Genomic DNA, 19171 nt, shown 5'->3' with positions numbered 1-19171 from the left:
TCAAAGCTCAAAGCTCAAAGCTCAAAGCTCAAAGCTCAAAGCTCAAAGCTCAAAGCTCAAAGCTCAAAGCTCAAAGCCGCCCGAGTATACGGCCCTTTCAAGCAAGATCAAGAATGATACGTATTTTAAAAAGCTGCGGTAACTAAAAAAACCGCTGTTATCCGGTCCTGTCGGTCCGGGTAACAGCGGTTTTGGCTTGATTAAACTCCTTGCACCGCGTACATGCGGTCGCGCAGAGCTTGAATGTCTTTGTTCTCGAGGTACTCGTCGTAGGTCGTCATCCGGTCGATGATGCCTCCCGGCGTGATCTCGATGATGCGGTTGGCGATCGTCTGCACGAACTGATGGTCATGCGACGTGAACAGGACGGTGCAGTCCGTATCGATGAGGCCGTTGTTGAGCGCCGTGATGGACTCGAGGTCCAAGTGGTTGGTCGGTTCGTCCATGATGAGCACATTGGAGCCCGAAAGCATCATCTTGGAGAGCATGCAGCGGACCTTCTCTCCTCCGGAGAGGACGTTGGCTTTTTTCAGCGCTTCGTCGCCGGAGAACAGCATGCGTCCCAGGAAGCCGCGGATGAACGATTCGTCCTGATCCTTGGAGTACTGGCGCAGCCAATCGACGAGGTTGTCCTCGACGCCGTCGAAGTACTTGGAGTTGTCCTTAGGGAAGTAGCCTTGGGTCGTCGTGATGCCCCATTGGTACGAACCCGCGTCAGGCTCCAGCTCGCCGGTGATGAGCTGGAAGAACACCGTCTTCGGCAGGGTGTTCGGGCCGACGAAAGCGATCTTGTCGCCCTTGTTCACCGTCAGCGTCAGATTGTCGATCAGCTTCTCGCCGTCGATCGCCTTGGTCAGGCCGTCGATCAGCAGCAGCTGCTTGCCGGCTTCGCGCTCGCCCTTGAAGTTGATGAACGGATATTTCCGGCTGGAAGGCCGGATGTCGTCCAGCGTGATCTTGTCGAGCATCTTCTTCCGGCTCGTCGCCTGCTTGGACTTGGACTTGTTGGCGCTGAAGCGCTGGATGAACGCCTGCAGCTCCTTGACCTTGTCTTCCTTCTTCTTGTTGGCATCGCGCTGAAGCGCGAGGGCCAGCTGGCTGGACTCGTACCAGAAGTCGTAGTTGCCGACGTACATCTGGACTTTGCCGAAGTCGATGTCAGCGATATGCGTACATACCTGGTTCAGGAAGTGACGGTCATGGCTGACGACGATGACGGTGCCTTCGAACGTGGAGAGGAACTTCTCCAGCCATTCGATGGACTGCATATCCAAGTGGTTGGTAGGCTCATCGAGCAGCAGGATGTTCGGGGTGCCGAACAGCGCTTGCGCGAGCAGGACGCGGATCTTGGCGTTGCCGTCCAGCTCCTTCATCAGCTTGTCGTGCAGGTCCGGCGTGATGCCGAGGCCGTTCAGCATTTCGGCGGCTTCGGATTCGGCTTCCCAGCCGTTCATGTCCGCGAACTCGGCTTCAAGCTCGCCCGCGCGCATGCCGTCCTCGTCGGTGAAGTCGGCTTTGGCGTACAGGGCGTTCTTCTCGTTCATGACTTCATAGAGCTTTTTGTGGCCCATGATGACGGTCATGAGAACCGGCACTTCGTCGTATTCAAAATGGTTCTGCTTCAGGACAGCCATGCGCTCGCCCGGGGTGATGTGGACCTCGCCCGTGTTCGGCTCGATCTCGCCGGAGAGGATTTTCAGGAACGTCGACTTGCCCGCTCCGTTCGCTCCGATGAGGCCGTAGCAGTTGCCCGGCGTGAACTTGATATTGACGTCTTCAAAAAGCGCTCGCTTGCCGTACCGAAGCGATATTCCGCTCGTACTGATCATTGGTGTGAATCCCGTCCTTCATCTATAGTTTGGCGGATAGCCGCCTGTAGTCAACGATGTTGTGCAAGTCAATGGAAATTGCGGCATTCGGCGCCAAGAGGAAATGGTGCTTAACCTCTGGCGTGGGTGACCAAGAAGTGTGACCCTTCAAAACTTCTGGCGGTCCTTCAGGCAATCCAAACAATGGTGACCTTTTAAAACTTCTGGCGGTCCTTCATGCAATCTAACTATAATGGTCTCGCCCATTGAACGTATGAATCGCCTCATGAACAGTCGGATACAGACTGCCGCAAGACAGACTTTCTTAAGTATAGCATAATTCCCGAGTTGTAGGGAAACCTTCAAAGTTCCTTGCTTGTCAGTCAACTCGACCCGTCATAACCCTTAATCCCTTTTCCCCAAGACGGTAGACGTGATGCCTTCTCACCCCTTCCCCCTCCGAAACGATCCAGCCATCCGCCATCATCCTGCGCAGAACCGTGCGCGCCGTATCTTTTCCTACCTGCAGCCAGCGGCAGGCGTCGGTCAGTTTGAATGCCTTCCCATCAGCCGCATTTCTCAGCAATTCCCTCTCACGAGGACCTATTGACTCTAATCCTTCTCTTGCCCGACCGCGCCTTCCAAGTAGTTCAAAAAGCGATCCCCGGCATGCATCCGGCTTTTTGTCCAGCTCATCCCAGCTGAAAGGCATGTAAAGATAACCGGCAACAGCCATGCATCTCAAGCGCTGGCGGTCCATGGAAAAGCGCTCCCTCGTCATTAATTCTACATGGGGCACGTAACCATCGCATTCGATAATCAGCCGCATCGGCTCGTAGTAAACGTCGGCATAATACTTGTACCCGCCAGGACTAACAAACTCATATTCCAATTGAAACCCCTCGAAGGAGCCGAAGACAGGCATGATTAGAGTTCGTAGCAGCTTGATCGTGCCATGCAGATCCCTTTCCAGCATCTCCAATCTTTGACCTTTCGCCGACGTCCGCTGATCAGCGATGAAAGCCTTCATATCCGTATCAAAATTTCTTTCCGTTAATGACTTCATATTACAGCTTTACACATCCTTGTCCTTGAAAATAGAAAAAGCCGCTTGCTCCAAAGGAGGCAAGCGGCGTGTGCTTCACGCTCTAAAGTATCCATGGTTTCTCGTTGATGTTTTCATCGGCACTAATCCGATGATAGACCGCAGACTGGAGAATGACAAGCGAGCAGATGATTGTAAGACGGTTTTTTCTGCTTATTTCGCTGCTTCGGCCGCTGAAGCTCCGTGTAAGACGGTTTTTTCTGCTTATTTCGCTACTTCGGCCGCTGAAGCTCCGTGTAAGATGGTTTTTTCTGCTTATTTGGCCGCTTCGGTCGCAGAAGCTCCGTGTAAGACGGTTTTTTCTGCTTATTTCGCCGCTGCGGCAGTAGAAGCTCCTTGTAAGACGGTTTTTTCTGCTTATTTGGCCGCTTCGGCCGCTGAAGCTCCGTGTAAGACGTTTTTTTCTGCTTATTTGGCCGCTTCGGCCGCAAAAGCTCCGTGTAAGACGGTTTTTTCTGCTTATTTGGCTGCTTCGGCTTCAGAAGCTCCATGTAAGACGGTTTTTTCTGCTTATTTCGCCGCTTCGGCAGTAGAAGCTCCTTGTAAGACGGTTTTTTCTGCTTATTTCGCCGCTTCGGCCGCAAAAGCTCCGTGTAAGACGGTTTTTTCTGCTTATTTCGCTGCTTCGGCCGCAAAAGCTCCGTGTAAGACGGTTTTTTCTGCTTATTGGGCTGCTTCGGCTTCAGAAGCTCCGTGTAAGACGGTTTTTTCTGCTTATTTGACCGCTTCTACCGTAAAAGCTCCGTGTAAGACGGTTTTTTCTGCTTATTTGGCTGCTTCGGCCGCAGAAGCTCCGTGTAAGACGGTTTTTTCTGCTTATTTGACCGCTTCTACCGTAAAAGCTCCGTGTAAGACGGTTTTTTCTGCTTATTTGGCTGCTTCGGCCGCAGAAGCTCCGTGTAAGACGGTTTTTTCTGCTTATTTGACCGCTTCTACCGTAAAAGCTCCGTGTAAGACGGTTTTTTCTGCTTATTGGGCTGCTTTAGCCGTAGAAGCTCCGAGCTCCAAGTTAGACGTTTATCTCCTGCTTACTTGGCTTGTTCAAGCACTGCCCGCAACGCTGCTGCCTAAATCCCGGGCATCACGTTGCCGCCGTTCACCGGCAAGTAAGTCCCGGTGATGAAGCTCGACAGATCCGAGGCGAGGAATGCGACGGCGTTCGCGATTTCCTGATCGGTGCCGCGGCGCTTCAGCGGCACGGTGCTTTCGTAACCCTCGTTGCGCTCCGTGCCGTTCTCGCGGTCCCGCTCGCTGATCGTCCAGCCCGGCGCCACCTGGTTGACGGTGATGCCGTGGCCTCCGACCTCCTTGGCGAGCACGCGATATACGCCGTCCATTCCCCGCTTGCCCGCCGTATAGGCGGACTGGCCAGGGAAGTTCTGCATGGCGCATTCCGTGTTGATTCCGATGAAACGTCCCTTGCCCTTGGCTTGCATGCCGGGGATAAAGGCTTTGGCCAGATGCACGCTTTGCAGAACGCAGGACTCGAACTGGCTGACGTAATCCTCCACAGGCTGCTCCAGCACTGAAGTCCACTCATACTGAATGACTGCATTAGCCACAATAATATCGATACTGCCGAGCCCGGCGGCCACGGCATCCCGCATCGCCGACACGGAATCAAGCCGAGTGATGTCGGCCTGGGCGATCATCACATTCCGGCCCATGGCAGAAATCTCCGCATGCAGCTCCAGCGCTTTTGCCTCGCTGCCTCGGTAATGAAGAACCACATCCGCGCCGCATTCCGCAAGCGTGCGGGCTATGACGCGCCCAAGCTGTCCCGTCGATCCCGTCACCAGCGCCGTTCTTCCCGTCAGATCCAGCCTCAACCCGCCGCTCATGAGCTGGCCCCCGCCGGGACGCGGAAGTCGATTTCCAGAAAGCGGGAGACCTCCGATTCCCAGCGTTCCTTCACGAAGGATGCATGGGAGGAATGTTCATTGTAGAGCCGATAATCCTCTTCATCCTTGAAGTCCATCGTAAAGACGTACTGGTAGTCGTTTTTCAAGCTGATCTGTCCGCTTGCTGCGAATTGACGTACATACGGGATAGAGGTCAGGATGCGTTCCCCGTCCTCGAGAAATGCAGCTGCTTCGCTGGATCCTTGCGGATGCTTGAGATCGAAAATGACCATATGGCGGATCCATTCCTTGCTCGTAGACATAATCGTTCCTCCTGAAAAATGAGATTCATGGTTCAGCCAACAAACAGAAGCCCGGACTCAGGCAACAGCAAAACATTCTCCATGCAGGCAAAAGCCAAACTCAAGCCAATACACAAGAGTGCAAGCTTCGCCGTTCATCGCCGTTCATCGCCGTTCATCGCCATTCATCGCCATTCATCGCCCTGCATCGCCCTGCATCGCCGTTCATCGCCATTCATCGCCCTGCATCGCCGTTCATCGCCATGCATACAGCTTGGCTTCCTCTTGGCAAAAAAGAGCCAGCCTTCTCCTCGTTCCGACATTCGGTTCGCACACCGTGCAGAGGTCACTGGAAACGGGAAAGAGAGCCGGCTCGTTATTTTTCCATCCACTTAAAAACAAGGCCTGCCGGGCAACCGGCAAGCCTTCTCTCTGGTATGACAAATCCTCAGTTCCAGGCCAGCTTGACTTCGCTGCCCGTACGGGAGGACTCGTAGATCGCATCGAGGATGCGGTTGTTCGTGTAGCCCGTCATCGCGGAGCTGATCGGCTCGCGGCCGGTGCGGATGCAGTCCAGGAAGTGGCGGCTGAGCAGGATCCGATCGTCGTCGCCGGACAGCGGAGCGATGTCTTCCTGCACGACGCCTTCCTCGCTATGCGTCACGTAAAGGCCGCTGCTGCCTGCATAATAGGCTCCGCCTTCGGTGCCCATCAGATGAATGAACGGATCTTCGCCGAGACCGGCGGAATGGGCCGCCCAGCTTACTTCCAGCGTCAGCGTCGCGCCGTTGTCCATCTTGATCATCGCCGTAGCCAGATCCTCGACGTCGTAATAACCGTCCCAGTTCGGCGTGCCCCAGTTGCCGATGCCCTCGCGGCGCGGGCCGAACTCGGCATAGGTCGTGCCATAGACGCTGACCGGACGGGGATTGCCCATCAGATACAGCGACAGGTCCAGCATATGCACGCCGATGTCGATGAGCGGGCCGCCGCCGGCCATGTCCTTGCGGGTGAACCAGGAGCCCCAGCCCGGGATGCCCTTCTTGCGCCACCAGCCCGTCTTCGCGTTGTAGACGCGTCCCAGCTTGCCTTCGTCGATGTAGCCTTTGATCGCGCGGCTTAGGCCGCCAAATCGCATTTGATGCGCCACCATCAGCACCTTGCCGGAAGCATGCTTGGCGTCCAGGATGGCGCGGGCATCCTCCAGGCTGATCGCCATCGGCTTCTCCAGCAGAACATGCTTGCCTTGTTTGAGAGCTTCGATGGCCAGGGAAGCATGGAACTGGTTCGGAACGCAAATGACGACGGCGTCGAGATCAGGATTTTCGAGCAGCTCCTGAGGACTCTGGTGAACGGTTGGAATCCCGTGCTCCTCGGCTCTCTTCTCGGCGAGGGGCAGGAACACGTCGGTGACGGCCTCTATCTTCACTTCCGGAATTTGCTTGAAAATATCCATATGAACATTGCCGATGCCCCCTGCTCCAATAATGCCTATGCGCAGCGGTGATTGGGTCATGGTCGAATCCTCCTGTATCGTGCTTGTCCCAACCAGTATATCACGGTTGGAACCGCTTAACGATGTGGGATCTTGGCGCCTTCATGTCCAAAGTTGGCACGGCGGCCGAAGCCGGGAGGATGTCAGCCGCCCATCTTCCACGTCTCTCCATGCGGAAGCATGACAAGCCTGTCGGATTCCAGCCCAAAGGAGCATCGGCCGGATTCCAGCCGCTCAAGCGCCTCCCGAGGCGTATCGTCGGCCAGCTTGAAAGCGCCGTAATGCATAGGAACGAACAGCTTGGCGCCCAGATCGCGGAAAGCCTGCAGCGCCTGCTCCGGCGTCGTATGCTGCGGCCCCATGAACGCTTCGGGATCGTAGGCGCCGATCGGCAGCATGGCGACATCGATTTTGAAACGTCGTCCGATATCCGCGAAGCCGCGGAAATAACCGCTGTCTCCAGCAAAATAAATCGTCGGATACAGCCCTGCGCAAGGACGCGGAGCTTCCGGGTGGAACGGATCGTACGGCCCTCTCATGGCCGCCTCCGACGGCTGGGCCCTCTTGCCTCCTGCATCGGATGCTTGAGCATCGAGCTCGTTTCCCGATGCCTGCTCTTGATCCGGGCAGTCCTCGGCAGCGCCTTCCGAAGCTCGCTCACGGGCATTTTGCCAAACGTTATCCGCCCTGCTCCCGCTCACAGCTTCAGCGGCTTCCAAAGCCCGCTCTCTTTCCCGGTGCCAAGCCTCTCCCGCCGGATGCCCGCCCGCAGCTTCAGCGGCGCCCTCATGCGAGATGCCCGGACCATGGCTATCGCTTGACTGTGATTCGCCTGGAGCCGCTGCAGCCGGTATCGTCCCTTCCCCCGGCACATGGCTCAAGCCATGCTCGGGCTGGATGACCCAGCCGCCCCAATGCGAGGCGTTCATATCCCAAGGACTGCGGCGGGTCCAATGCTGGCTCGGAACGAAGGTCAGCTTGAGCCCGCGGAAGTGGAAGCTCTCCCACCAATGCAGCTCATGCACGCGGGGAAAGCCTTTGCCTCGCAGCTTGGCGCCGAGACCGGCCGGCACGAGAATCGTCTTGGAGCCCCCAAGCCGGCGAAGGGAAGCCATGTGGAGATGGTCGTAATGCGAATGCGACACGAGCACGAGGTCGACCGGAGGCATCTGTTCCAGCTCGACGCCGGGCGGCGTAAGGCGGCGTTGAAACGCCATCTTGCCCGCCCAGACGGGATCGGTGACGATATTTACGCCGGCCAGCTGGATCAGAAAGGTCGAATGCCCGATCCAGGTTAGCGACGGCTGCTGGCGGTTGCGGTGCAGGAAGTCCAGGTCGGGAGCCGCATTGGGCACCGTGAACGAGTAGTCCCGGTCCTGGCGGTTCCATATTTTCTCCTGCCTCCAGCGCTTGAAGTGCTTGGAAGTCTTCTGTGTGGAGACCGGGTCCATATTGCCGAACTTGGATTTGGCCATGATGTGATTCCTCGCTTTCGAAGGCTGGCGGACGACCGGCCGATACGCCGGACCGCCTGTCTTGTACCCTACCATATCAATCTGCCGGTCTCCGATCAACTGCAACCGGCGGCTGTCATTCGCTTCGGTCCTCCGATTGAGTTACACTGGAGGCAGAGCTTCATCTTCTTACCCCTTAACAGGAGGAACGAATAATGAATCTAATATCCATTGAGCCTACCCCGAGTCCCAACTCGATGAAATTGAACGTGAGCGAAATGCTGCCGCGAGGCCGCCGCTTCACGTACTCGCCTTCCGAAGCGGACACGGCGCCGGAGCCGCTGCAGTCGCTGCTCTCGATCGACGGCGTGCGCGGCGTGTTCCGCACCGCCGACTTCATCGCCCTCGACCGCAAGCCCGGCGCGGACTGGGCCGCCATTCTGGCGGAAGCCCGCCGAATCCTCCAAGCCGAGGACGGAGGGCAGCCTGCCGCAGCCGGTCCCGAGTCGGCGGCCGGCTTCGGCGAGGCGCATGTGCTCGTCCAGATGTTCCGCGGCATCCCGATCCAAGTCCGCGTCCGGCTTGGCGACGGAGAGACCCGCGCCGCGATGCCGGCCAAGTTCACCGATGCGGTCGGCCGCGCCGCCGGCTCCACGATGATCCGCGAGCGGCGGCTGGAGGAGTTCGGCGTCCGTTACGGCGAGCCGGAGGAGATCGCCGCCGAGATCGTGCGCGAGCTCGAAGCGGCCTATACGGCCGAGAGGCTGGACGCTCTCGTCGAGGCCTCGCTTGCGGCCGGCCCCGGCGAAGCCCCTGCCGAGGCGGCGGTCCGTCCTGCGCCGCTGAGCGCGGCCGAAGCCGAGCCGCTCATGGCGGCGGAGGATTGGCAGAGCCGCTATGCAGCTCTGGAGCGGCTGTCGCCTGACGAGAGCGCGCTGCCGCTTCTGGAGCGCGCCCTCGGCGACGATAACGCGAGCATAAGGCGGCTCGCCGTCGTGTATCTCGGCGACCTGCGCGAGAGTCCGGCGGCGCTGCCGCTGCTTATCCGCGGGCTGCGCGACAAGTCCGCCTCCGTACGCCGCACGGCCGGCGACACGCTGTCCGATCTAGGCGATGCGGGAGCGACCGGCGCCATGATCGAGGCGCTCAAGGACCGCAACAAGCTGGTCCGCTGGCGCGCGGCCCGGTTCCTGTACGAGGTCGGCGACGAGAGCGCGCTGGAAGCGCTCGAAGAAGCCGCGCAGGATGCCGAATTCGAGATTAAGCTGCAGGCGCAGATCGCGCTGGAGCGCATCCGCCGGGGCGAGGAAGCCGCCGGCTCCGTCTGGCAGCAGATGACGGCGATGCGCAGCCGCGAAAGCGAAGCCAAGCCGGAATAAGGACAACTGCAAACAGCCCTTTGGCCGATATCGGCCAAAGGGCTGTTTGCGCTGGCTGTGCTTATGTGCAAGCGGCAGAGAGCAGCGTCTTGCCCAAGCTGCCCTCCGGGCTAGCGTTTCTTGCCGCCAACAGCAAAATGAACCTGCTGGATAACTTCGAGACTATCCCGGGAAAGCCGACAGCTCCGAGAAGCGAAGCGCAAGCAGAGCCGCTGCGAGCAGCGCAAGCACGAGCGCAGGGACGGCTTTGCCGAAGGAATCGCCGGCCTTCACATGGAAGAATACCGCTCCGAGCATGATGACGGCCAGCAGAAGCGCGCCCCATGCCAGCCAGCTCGGCAGCCAGAATCCGGCGATGAGGGCGGCGGCGCCGGCGAGCTGCAGCAGTCCGGTCAGCACCCTGAACCACTGAGGCAGTCCAAGCGCGCGGAAGCTCTCCACCTGCATTTTATTGCCTGTCACCTTGCTGAACCCCGACCCTAGAAAAGCGGCCCCAAGCAAAATTTGAAGCACGATGACGACGATGTTCATCTCTCTGTCCCTCCCCATCCAACTTAACAACACCCGTTGCGAAAGTTATGTTAAGCTAAAGCGGAAAAGGCGGCAACCGTCATTTGGAGCGGATTGATCGCTTAGGCGACATATGCGGGGATCTGTTGCGTAATCGCGCAAAGACCGATCGGGAGGGGGCGGCGCACATGGAAACGCCGAAGCTGGATCCTCGGGTGCTCCGCACGAGGAAGCTGATTCAGGACGCATTCATATTGTGCATGAAGAATAAGGATTTCAGCGACATAACGGTCAAGGATATTACGGCGAAGGCGACTGTCAACCGGGCGACCTTCTATGCCCATTTCACCGACAAATACCAGCTGATGGATCATACCCTGACCGATGTGCTCTGGGAAAATCTGAAGAAGCAGCTTCAATGCCATGACGGCTTCAACCGGGACACGCTGCTGAAAATCATCGTCATCATGTGCACCTTCCACGAAGAGGTCAGCGGACACTTCAAGCGCAATTACGGCTCGCTCGGTCCTCATATCGAAAGCCGGATCAACGAGGCGCTGGAGGAGTTCTTTTTGTCCATGATCCGGCGGAGCCCCGGTCCCCTGGGCTCGGCTCCCGGCGCTCCCGGCGCTTCAGACCCTGCTGACGTCACAGGTACGGAGAAGGACAAGCTGGTCGCCACCCTTCTCAGCCGGAGCATCTACGGCATGTCGCACGCCTGGAACAAGGAAGGGCGCAGGACGAGCCGGGAAGAATTCGCATCGCTCGCCATCCTTGCTTTGGAAGAGGTCGGCGGACTGTTCGCTGCTCCATCGCCGCCAGATCCGCCTAGATAAAGTGGATAGCGGCTCCCCGTTCGTCTGCCCTTTCCCTTTCCCTCGCCCTTTCCACCGCTGCCGCGGACCTAACCGCATCATCCCCGCAAAAAAAGCAGCCTCCCCTTCTCACGGGGGCCGGCTGCTTCCTGGTCACTTTCAGCATGCTTGGTTCCATACCGATAGGATCCAACCTCGCCTTAGGATGGCGAAGCTGTTCCCTTGTACGCCTGCCGGGCGGCAGGATAATCGCGGGTCCATGAATGATCCTTGCGGATCTGCTCATCCGACAGGAGGAAATACGTATGCCGGACTTGGCTGCCCCGGTCGGGAACGGGATCGTCCCAGGTCGCGTCGATATGGTACCAGCTTCCGTCCAGCCGCACCAGGTTCCAGGCATGATCCCCGGAATCGACGGTGCCTTCGACGATGCGGACTTCGATGCCGGCGTCGGCAGCCATGCGGTACATCAGCAGGGCATAGCCTTGGCAGACGGCTGTTCCGTTGACGACAGCGTCGTAAGCCGTGTACCGGGTAAGCGACTCGTCATAACGGACATGGCGCACGATCCAGTCATGGATGGCCCGGAGTTTCTCTTCCTCGTTCATGCCCGGCTGGATGATTTCCTTGAGCGTCTGGCGGGATTTCTCTTTTACCGCCGCTGTCTGCTCCGGAGTTTCCCGGTAGCGGACCTTCACCCGGATGGAAGAATTGTCGCCTACCGTGCGGATTTTATAGGAATAGGATTCAAGCACATAGGCGGAATAATCGTCCCGGAAAAGCGCCTGCTTGACGAGATCCGGCATGGCCTTCACCAGATCCGCATGGTCGCCCCTGTAGGAGGTCTGGAAATCGGCGCTCCTCCCCTTGAAGCCTGCTGCCAGCTCATCCACGAGCTTGGCGCGGGGGCTGTAGGAGACGGCCGCAGCCGCGGCGGTCGGCTGGATGTTCTCGCTACCGGCCTGGACCGGCGGCTCAAGCCTGCCTTCGAGCATGAAGACGGACAGAGCAAGGGATGCGGCTAGCAGCGAGTTGACGATAACATGTCGGCGCATCGGATGACCTCCCCGGAAGCTAGGCTTTGCAAAACCTTCATTTATGTATATGTAGACGCTCCGGGGTCATGATGAATCAAGCAAAAGCCGCTCCTCGGCTCCTTGCGGAGGAAGAGCGGCTCAGGCGGCGAGGCGGGGCTCCGATACCGTTCGGGCTTGCTTGAAAGGCTTAACAAGCGGCGGACAGCTCGGAAAGAGCTGCCGCGGAGCATTCGCTTGCAGGTGAATAGACAGATGGAGCATTCGCTTTCAGATGAATAGACAGGTCGAGCAGGCTGCCTGCAGGTGAACAGGCAGCCTGCTTGCAAGTGTATGAGCAGGATTCTTTCGTGGAAGACCCCCCGTTCCATCCATGAACCCGCCGCATATGCATGACGAGGCAGCCTGACAGATGGCCGGTACTTCCGCCTTTCCCTCTAAAACTCCCAATCCCCGCGCAAATCCATGTACAAGGCTGCCAGATAGGCTGCCGGAGCCGCGTACAGCGTGCGCAGATGGCCCAGACGCTCCGTGAAGTGGATGAAAATCCGGTATTCCATCTCCATCATTCTCCGCTCCGGAGAAGGCTCCAGCCGCTCCGCCCAGCCCTGGAGCAGCTGCCAATCCTCCGGCGTCACCAGCTTGCGCTGCTCCTCCGTGAGAGCGAGCTCCGGCAGCGCCGTCGTCTTCTGCAGGCGGAGCAGCTTGCGCTCGACGCCGGTGCGGCGCTTCTTGTTCTCGGCGCCGGATTCCAGCACGACGACCGTGCCGGCGACCATGTCGCCGATGCGCTTGTCGGACGGGCTGAACATCATGGCCACTGCCCCCGCGAAGTAGCCGACCGGCAGCAGGTCGATCAGCCGGAACAGGTTGCGGATGATGACCGAGAGCAGCGATGCGGAGCCTCCGCGCGAGTTTACGACCCGCAGGCCGAACGCTTTTTTGCCGACCGTCTGGCCGCCCCTGTAGGCTTCCATCCCGATGAAATAACCGATGACGACGACCAGCATCAGAATGATCATGATGGCGACCAGATAATCGGAGCCGCTGCTCGGCAGCCACGTCTTGGACAACAGATACATGGCCCCGGCGAACCCGAGCAGAATGAGGAGCGCGGCTGCGAGCATGAGCAGCGCGTCGACCAGATGCGCCAGCGCCCGGCTGCCGATGCCGGCGGTGCGGTATTGCAGGCGGACCTGCTCCGGCGTCAGAAGGGTCGTCCCCTTTTCAGGCAAGTCATGCAAGGAGATTCACCGCCTTCTGCGAATAGTAATGTCATGATAGAATAGAAAAACAATATGGGAACTTAAGGAGAACCTTGATGGAAATAACAGCCTTCATCCGCCGCAACAAAAGCCAGTGGTCCGAGCTCGACGGCCTTCTTACGCTGCTGGGGGGACGCGGCAAGCGGGCGCCGGCCGGGCAGCTGGACCGCTTTCATGAGCTGTACCGCTCGGCATCGTCCCACCTGGCCTATCTGCAGACTCACGCTCCCGGCAGCGAAGCCGAGGCGAGCCTCAACGATCTCGTCTCCCGCGCCCACAACACGATGCATGGAGCCGGGGAAGGAAACAGCCGTCTCGGCAGCTTCTTCCGGACGGGCTTCCCCCATCTCGTCCGGCAGCGGGGATGGTTCATCGGAGCGGCGACGCTGCTGTTCCTGCTGGGCGGACTGCTCGGCTACTTGTCGGTCTGGCAGGATCCGATGGCCGTCCACTCCGTCCTTCCGGCCGGCATGTCCGATGTCATCGATCCTTCCAAGACGAACAGCGACCGCGGAGACGTGCACAGTCCGATCATGTCCACGACGATCATGACCAACAACATCCGCGTCGCGGTCATGGCTTTCCTGAGCGGCATCACCCTTGGAATCGGCACCGTCTACCTCATGGTCTACAACGGGCTCATGATCGGGGCTCTCGCCGCCGTATTCGCCAGGGAAGGCTACAGCTACACATTCTGGGCCTACATCCTGCCGCATGGAATCATCGAGCTGACCGCCATCTTCATCGCCGGCGGAGCCGGCCTCTACATGGGGTACCGGTTCTTCGTGCCCGGCAAGCTTCCGCGCAAGCTCGTCTTCCTGCAAGCGGCCAAGGAATCCGCCCTGCTGCTGATCGGCTCCGTGCCGCTCTTCGTCGTCGCCGGCCTGATCGAAGGCTACATCACGCCGGTCTACATGCCGCTGTGGATCAAATACGCCGTCGCGCTGCTCACGCTGGCCGTCCTGGCCGCGTACTACGTGCTCGGAACGATTAGAATGCGCCCCGCTCCCGCGATTCCAAATACGCGTTGACCGCGGTCACGGCCAGCCTGTCGGCCGGCGCGTCGATTAGCGGAACGCCGCTGCCTGCCAGCTTGCGCGACAGCAGCTGGCGCTCTCCGTTCTCCTTGGCCGCGATCGACTGGACATAAGCCCCCTGGACATCCTCCGGGCGGGCTTTTTCAAGTTCATGCAGCACAGGATTGCGGATGGACAGCAGCAGCAGATGGTGGCTCCGCTTGGTCCTGGCCGCATAAGGCAGCAGCTCGGGGTCATGGCGGTAATGATCCATGTCGGAGAACAGCACGGCGAACGAGCGGCGCCGCAGCCTGCGCAGCAGATAGCCGAGTCCGACGCCTGCGCCCGACTCCTCGTAGTCGCTGCGCAGATCGCTGACCGCCTTCGTCATCGCCTGAAGATGGGCCAGTCCCCGCCCGGGCGGCAGATAGAGCTTCACCCGGCTCGAATAAGCGATGAGGGCGACCTGATCGTCCTGCTTCAAGGCTGCCGCGGCTACGGCAAGAGCCGCTTCCAGCGTGCGGTCGAGCTTGACCTGATGGTCCAGCTCAACGCCCATTTGGCGACCGCAGTCGAGCAGGATCGCGACCGTCTTGCCCTTCTCCGGGCGATATACATTGGTCAGCAGCTTGCCCGCCCGCGCCGTCGCTCTCCAGTTCACTTCACGGATGTCGTCCCCGAAGGCGTACTCGCGGATGGAGTCGAACTCCGTGCCTCCCCGCTGCCTCTTGTAAATGCGCTGCCCGTCGATGAGGAGCGAGTCCTGGGCGGAATTCAGCACGTCCCGCACGCCGGACAGATCCGGATCGATCCGGATTCCGCTCTCCTCGGAGAGCTGCGTCTGCCTCTCCCACAGGCCAAGGCCTCCGCTCCAGCGCAGATCGATGCTTCCAAGCCGGTAGCGGCCGCGCTCGGAGGCCGCCATCGCGACATGGAAGCGTCCGCTGCCCTGAATCCTCCCCCCGGGGAAAGCAGGCTCCGAGCGGAAGGTCAAAGGCAGATCATCCGCCAGTGTTACCCTCACGGCTTGCTTCGAGCGGCAGCGGATGTCGAGCCTGACTTCGAATTCCTTGCGGATCTCGGCGCTCTCCGGCAGCTGCCGCTTCACGCTCCAGTCGCCTCGGCGCGGAAGCAGGAGCAGATCGCAGATGCTGGCGGCGGCAAGCAGCCCCCACCACAGAATGAAAAGAGGCCACGGCGATGCTCCCGCGGCTGCGGCAGCCGCCGGCAATGCCGCTCCCGCCGCGGCCAGCCAGACCATGCGGTGCGTCGGCAGGATGAACCGCCTCAGCCGCCTAGCGAGGAACCGGGACAGTGGCCAGCGTCTGCCGGACGATGCTTTCACTCGTCATGCCCTCCAGTTCTGCCTGCGGCGTCAGCATCAGCCTGTGCCTCAGCACCGGAAGCGCCATTTCCTTGATATCGTCGGGAGTGACATACGCGCGCCCTTCCAGCAGCGCCCACGCCGACGCCGCGCGGATCAGGGAGATGCCGGCGCGGGGGCTTGCCCCCAGCTGCACGCCCTCCAGCGAGCGCGTCAGCCGGACGAGCGCCGCCGCATAGGCGTAAATGGAATCCTCGACAGCCACGCTGCCGAGCTGCCGCTGCAGCGCTGCGATTTCCTCGGCGGAAACGACAGGAGCTTCAGGCTCCTTGGCAGCTCCTGGATTTCGGTTCCCTTTCAAAATCTCGATCTCCGCTTCCTCGCCTGGGTAGTCCAGGATCAGCTTGAACAAAAAGCGGTCCAGCTGCGCTTCCGGCAGCGGATAGGTCCCCTCGTATTCAACCGGATTCTGGGTCGCCACGACGAAGAAGATTTCCGGCAGCGGATAGGTCGTTCCCTGGATCGTCACTTGGCGCTCCTCCATCGCTTCCAGCAGCGCTGCCTGGGTTTTCGGTCCCGAACGGTTGATTTCGTCGGCGAGCAGCACGTTCGTGAATACCGGTCCCTTGACGGTGGAAAACGACTGGTCCTGCAAATTGTAGGTGACGCTGCCGGTAATGTCTCCCGGCATCAGGTCGGGCGTGAACTGGATCCGTCTCCAGCCGCAGCCCGACGCAGCGGCCAGCTCCCGCGCCAGGCTCGTCTTGCCGAGACCCGGCACCCCCTCCAGCAGCACATGGCCTCCCGCGACGAGCGCCGTCACGAGCAGGCGGATGTTGCGCTTCTGTCCATAAATTCGCCGTTCCAGCGATGCGATGATATCGTTCATTGCCTATCTCCCCTTCCGGGCTGTCTGCCGCTCTCGAGCATAGCCGTCAGCTCCGCGTTGTCTCTTGATCGCCGCATGAATTCCTGCCTTGCCGCCTTGCCTCTCCCGGACGGCAGCGGCAGCGGCTGCAGCGCCTGCTCCAGCCGCCGCGCATCCTCCGCGCTCCAGCGGCTTCGAGCCGCCGCAGCCGCCTGCGCGGGAGAGGTGTCGGGGCCGAGCCCCCAGCGCTGGGCGAGCAGCTGCCTCAGCCGCTGGCGCCCATGCTCCAGCGCCTCCTCCATCAAGCCGCTGCGATGGTACCAGGCCGCAAGCGCGCGGACCGTCTCATCGCCGCGGCGCACGGTCCATTCTCTCGGAACATGGACCGGTCCGAAACGCTTGCCCTTCAGCCAGAGCCACAGCGCCAGAGCCGCCGCGAGCTGGATGCTGACCAGCAGCAGCCAGACCGGATAAATGGCAAACAGGCCCGGCTTCACTCCGTAACCGTGATGAGTCTCGTCGAACAGGACCGACGTCCGCTCCTCGGCGAACAGCGGCCACATCAGATCGAGATGGGAAGCCTTCAAAGCCTCCCCGTTCTGCAGCCACTCCGGCTCCAGCACGAGCGCCGCGCTGCCGCTGCCGACCTTCATCCGGCTCGCGAGCACGCCCTGCTTGTCGGAGACGAGCACCTCGTCTCCTTTGCCGGGCTTGATCCGCACCGGACTCAAGGCCAGCGCCGTGAGGCCGCTTCGGCCAGACAGCAGCGGAGCCTCGACCGGCACGGGCGCGGATTCATCCGAGCCGCTATTGCCGGATTTGTCCTCTCCGTCCGCAGCGGCTGCGTCCGGCCCTTCGGTTTCGGCCGTTTCAAACCCGAAAAAGCTGTCGGGATTGCGGTCGAGAAGAATCAAATGGTTGCCGGCGCGCACCCAGCTCTTGAGAGCTGTCCACTCCTCCGGTCCGACGCCGAGCGGCTCCGCGACGACGAGCAGCTGGTTGCTTCCTGCCGGCAGACGCTCCCAGCGCAGCTTCCACTCTCCCGTGCGGGACTGTCCGGACTCCACCAGCTCGCGCCAGCCCTTCAGCCCGTCCGTGTCGGCCGAGAAGCTGAGCCATGGCGGCTGGTCCTTGACTGCAGGCTTCGCGACCCATAGGCCGATGCCGATGAATAAGGCCGCGCAAACAAGCAGCGCCGCGTAACGCTTGTTCCATTTCATGGCTCCGGATCACCCGCTTCCTTCATGAGCGACTCCGCCTGCCTGCGGAATGCCTCCAGCTGCTCCCCCGTCACTTCGCCGCGGCCGTACCAGCTGCGTTCGAAAGTCATCGCGGCCTGAAGGAAGCCTGCGGCCGTCCCGGCATTGGATTCCGCCAGCTCCTCGGCATATTCGCGGTTCGTTTTCCATGGCTCGACGCGGAGCATGTCTCTTTGTTCCAGATAAAAAAGAAGGGCCAGGAAAACAGCCCTGACTCCGTCTCTCCAGGCTCCCAGCTCGGCATGCTTCTCCGCCTGCGCCCAATAATGCCTCCAGGAGCGGCTTTCCTCGCCGGAGGCCATATAGTCTCTGGAGCGAAGCCTGCCTCCGCCGGAATAACGCCGCGCGATCAGCACGCCGATCCAGGCGAGCAGACCCGCGAGCGCAAGCACCAGAACCAGAGCGAAGATGTTGAGCGTGCCTTCGCTGGGCTTCAGATCAGGCAGCAGCCAGCTCAGAAACCGGCCGATCTTCTCGAGCAGCCAGTCCCAAAAGGAAAATCCGCCGCCTTGATTGCGGTAGGCCTCGTATTCGCTGCCGGAGAGGATGTCCTCCAGCTGTTCGCGCGGACTCATGGACGGTTGTCCGGCGGCCCTTCGTTGTTCCAGGAAGCCGGCGGCGGCGGCGGCGCCATGCCCGGATAGGCCGGATTGCCTCCGAGCAGAGAATCAAGGCCGTAGCCCTCGCGGCGCACGCGCAGATCGAAGAAGCTGACGGCGTAAGGAAGGATCCACAAGGACCCGATCACAATCGTCACCAGTCCGTAGAGGATTTGCGAGAGGACGCCCCCGCCGAATAGGCCTGTGATCAACCCGAGGACGATCGTAATGATATAAAGGATGATGCCGAGCACGATATACATGAGCAGCAGCCTCCAGAAGCTTCCCTTGGTCACTCTCCAGCTGCGGCCGATGCCGACGCCTTCCTCGCCGAGGGCGACGTAAGGAAGGAAGTAGGACCAGCGGAGCACGAAAAAGGAAATGCCGATTACGAGAGCAGGAATCGCGATGATCATGAGAATAATTAATCCGGCCGAAGAGCCGGAGCCGCCTCCGCTGAGGGCAGTAGCCACCAGGATGCCGAATACAAGCGCAAATACGGCTACAATCAGCAAGTACAAGCCCATGCTGATGAAGCCGAAAAGCAGGGAGCTGCCGATCAGCTGCCAAAAGCGGCGGAAGCTGCGCTTCAACAGCTCGCCCGGTCCAGGTATCGGTTCACCGTCGACCTGCGCCCGCACCAGATGGACGATTGCGCCGATGACGACCGGCGACAGCAGCGCCGTGCCGATGATGCCGAGAATGCCGAACAGAATTGTTGCGGCGGACATATCCGAGCTCTCCGTCTCCACGGTCGATTCGAGGTAAGATTCCAAGCCGCCGCCGGACTGGAGCTGCTCGATCAGGCTGCCGTATTGGCTTCCGGAGTTCCCGATCAAGGCGCTTGCCAGCAGCAGCATCGGCCCGTACATGACGAGCATGAGGATGGCCAGCGTCACAAAATGCGTGCGGTAAAGCTGGAAGCTTCGGTCAAGGATGCGGCCGATTCCCATCGGCCTGAGAATTTGTTGGGACATTTGGATGACTCCTTTGAAATATGTCTATGAATCTATGGAACGTGGATCTATAAACCTACTCTATTATACACATTCCGACACACCGGATTGTATATATTTCCTGATTTGGCACCCCGTTTT

The 19171-nt window shown here is 60.0% G+C and carries 19 protein-coding genes; 5 read left to right on the top strand and 14 right to left on the bottom strand.

From position 1 onward, the window contains the following. Positions 1–200: 200 nt before the first annotated feature. A complete protein-coding gene (locus VE23_RS22405; RefSeq protein WP_021878094.1) occupies positions 201–1829 on the bottom strand; it encodes an ABC-F family ATP-binding cassette domain-containing protein in 1629 nt (542 codons plus the stop codon). Positions 1830–2187: 358 nt separating this feature from the next. Beyond that, a complete protein-coding gene (locus VE23_RS22400; protein WP_049869196.1) occupies positions 2188–2874 on the bottom strand; it encodes a hypothetical protein in 687 nt (228 codons plus the stop codon). Positions 2875–2944: 70 nt separating this feature from the next. Between VE23_RS22400 and VE23_RS26715 the strand changes: the two genes are divergently transcribed. Then, on the top strand, positions 2945–4033 hold the full coding sequence (locus tag VE23_RS26715; protein WP_157054021.1) for a hypothetical protein: 1089 nt from the start codon (positions 2945–2947) through the stop codon (positions 4031–4033). On the opposite strand, the gene VE23_RS22390 is transcribed toward VE23_RS26715, so the two are convergent. Together VE23_RS22390 and VE23_RS22385 are read right to left on the bottom strand one after the other, a co-directional pair. Further along, the gene (locus VE23_RS22390) at positions 3981–4742 is read right to left on the bottom strand and encodes an SDR family NAD(P)-dependent oxidoreductase (RefSeq protein ID WP_049869826.1); all 762 of its coding nucleotides are present in this window, start codon (positions 4740–4742) and stop codon (positions 3981–3983) included. The genes VE23_RS26715 and VE23_RS22390 overlap by 53 nt on opposite strands. Before the next feature lie 8 nt (positions 4743–4750). Then, on the bottom strand, positions 4751–5077 hold the full coding sequence (locus VE23_RS22385; RefSeq protein WP_049869194.1) for a Dabb family protein: 327 nt from the start codon (positions 5075–5077) through the stop codon (positions 4751–4753). Positions 5078–5104: 27 nt separating this feature from the next. Here VE23_RS22385 and VE23_RS26710 point away from each other — a divergent pair, with 27 nt between their 5' ends. Continuing rightward, positions 5105–5452, top strand: a complete 348-nt coding sequence (locus VE23_RS26710; protein WP_157054020.1) for a hypothetical protein — start codon at positions 5105–5107, stop codon at positions 5450–5452. 52 nt (positions 5453–5504) lie between these two features. Here VE23_RS26710 and VE23_RS22380 read toward each other — a convergent pair whose 3' ends face one another. Together VE23_RS22380 and VE23_RS27515 are read right to left on the bottom strand one after the other, a co-directional pair. Then, the gene (locus tag VE23_RS22380) at positions 5505–6572 is read right to left on the bottom strand and encodes a Gfo/Idh/MocA family protein (RefSeq protein ID WP_049869193.1); all 1068 of its coding nucleotides are present in this window, start codon (positions 6570–6572) and stop codon (positions 5505–5507) included. A gap of 122 nt (positions 6573–6694) precedes the next feature. After that, positions 6695–8026, bottom strand: a complete 1332-nt coding sequence (locus VE23_RS27515; protein WP_232317018.1) for an MBL fold metallo-hydrolase — start codon at positions 8024–8026, stop codon at positions 6695–6697. 194 nt (positions 8027–8220) lie between these two features. Here VE23_RS27515 and VE23_RS22370 point away from each other — a divergent pair, with 194 nt between their 5' ends. Next, on the top strand, positions 8221–9384 hold the full coding sequence (locus VE23_RS22370; protein WP_049869190.1) for a virulence factor: 1164 nt from the start codon (positions 8221–8223) through the stop codon (positions 9382–9384). A 162-nt stretch (positions 9385–9546) separates the two neighbouring features. Here the strand turns inward: VE23_RS22370 and VE23_RS22365 are convergent, their stop codons facing one another. Further along, positions 9547–9915, bottom strand: a complete 369-nt coding sequence (locus VE23_RS22365) for a DoxX family protein (RefSeq protein ID WP_049869188.1) — start codon at positions 9913–9915, stop codon at positions 9547–9549. A gap of 167 nt (positions 9916–10082) precedes the next feature. Between VE23_RS22365 and VE23_RS22360 the strand changes: the two genes are divergently transcribed. Beyond that, complete coding sequence (locus VE23_RS22360; protein WP_049869187.1) at positions 10083–10730, top strand: TetR/AcrR family transcriptional regulator; 648 nt, start codon at positions 10083–10085, stop codon at positions 10728–10730. Between the two features lie 179 nt (positions 10731–10909). Here VE23_RS22360 and VE23_RS22355 read toward each other — a convergent pair whose 3' ends face one another. Next, on the bottom strand, positions 10910–11764 hold the full coding sequence (locus VE23_RS22355) for a transglutaminase domain-containing protein (RefSeq protein WP_049869186.1): 855 nt from the start codon (positions 11762–11764) through the stop codon (positions 10910–10912). Positions 11765–12180: 416 nt separating this feature from the next. Further along, complete coding sequence (locus VE23_RS22350) at positions 12181–12987, bottom strand: RDD family protein (RefSeq protein WP_048748259.1); 807 nt, start codon at positions 12985–12987, stop codon at positions 12181–12183. Positions 12988–13064: 77 nt separating this feature from the next. On the opposite strand from VE23_RS22350, the gene VE23_RS22345 reads away from it, so the two are divergent. Further along, complete coding sequence (locus VE23_RS22345; RefSeq protein ID WP_049869185.1) at positions 13065–14039, top strand: stage II sporulation protein M; 975 nt, start codon at positions 13065–13067, stop codon at positions 14037–14039. Here the strand turns inward: VE23_RS22345 and VE23_RS22340 are convergent. The 5 genes from VE23_RS22340 to VE23_RS22320 are packed head-to-tail and all read right to left on the bottom strand — an operon-like array spanning position 13999 to position 19051. Further along, entirely contained in the window at positions 13999–15369 is a 1371-nt protein-coding gene (locus tag VE23_RS22340; RefSeq protein WP_069202512.1) for a DUF58 domain-containing protein, read from the bottom strand. The two genes, VE23_RS22345 and VE23_RS22340, sit on opposite strands and share 41 nt — an antisense overlap. After that, the gene (locus VE23_RS22335) at positions 15320–16237 is read right to left on the bottom strand and encodes an AAA family ATPase (protein ID WP_021882488.1); all 918 of its coding nucleotides are present in this window, start codon (positions 16235–16237) and stop codon (positions 15320–15322) included. Before VE23_RS22335 ends, VE23_RS22340 begins: the two co-directional genes overlap by 50 nt. Next, positions 16234–17436, bottom strand: coding sequence for a DUF4350 domain-containing protein (locus tag VE23_RS22330; RefSeq protein ID WP_049869183.1), 1203 nt, complete (start codon positions 17434–17436; stop codon positions 16234–16236). Before VE23_RS22330 ends, VE23_RS22335 begins: the two co-directional genes overlap by 4 nt. Beyond that, a complete protein-coding gene (locus VE23_RS22325) occupies positions 17433–18050 on the bottom strand; it encodes a DUF4129 domain-containing protein (RefSeq protein ID WP_049869181.1) in 618 nt (205 codons plus the stop codon). The genes VE23_RS22330 and VE23_RS22325 overlap by 4 nt, the downstream gene beginning before the upstream one ends. Further along, positions 18047–19051: a hypothetical protein gene (locus tag VE23_RS22320; RefSeq protein ID WP_049869179.1), complete on the bottom strand. Its 1005-nt coding sequence runs from the start codon at positions 19049–19051 to the stop codon at positions 18047–18049. The genes VE23_RS22325 and VE23_RS22320 overlap by 4 nt, the downstream gene beginning before the upstream one ends. Positions 19052–19171 lie beyond the last annotated feature (120 nt).

Source organism: Paenibacillus sp. D9, assembly GCF_001188365.1.
Classification (GTDB): domain Bacteria; phylum Bacillota; class Bacilli; order Paenibacillales; family Paenibacillaceae; genus Paenibacillus_O; species Paenibacillus_O humicus.
Note: the sequence above shows the minus strand (reverse complement) of the source record. Positions and strands in the feature narration are given on the sequence as shown.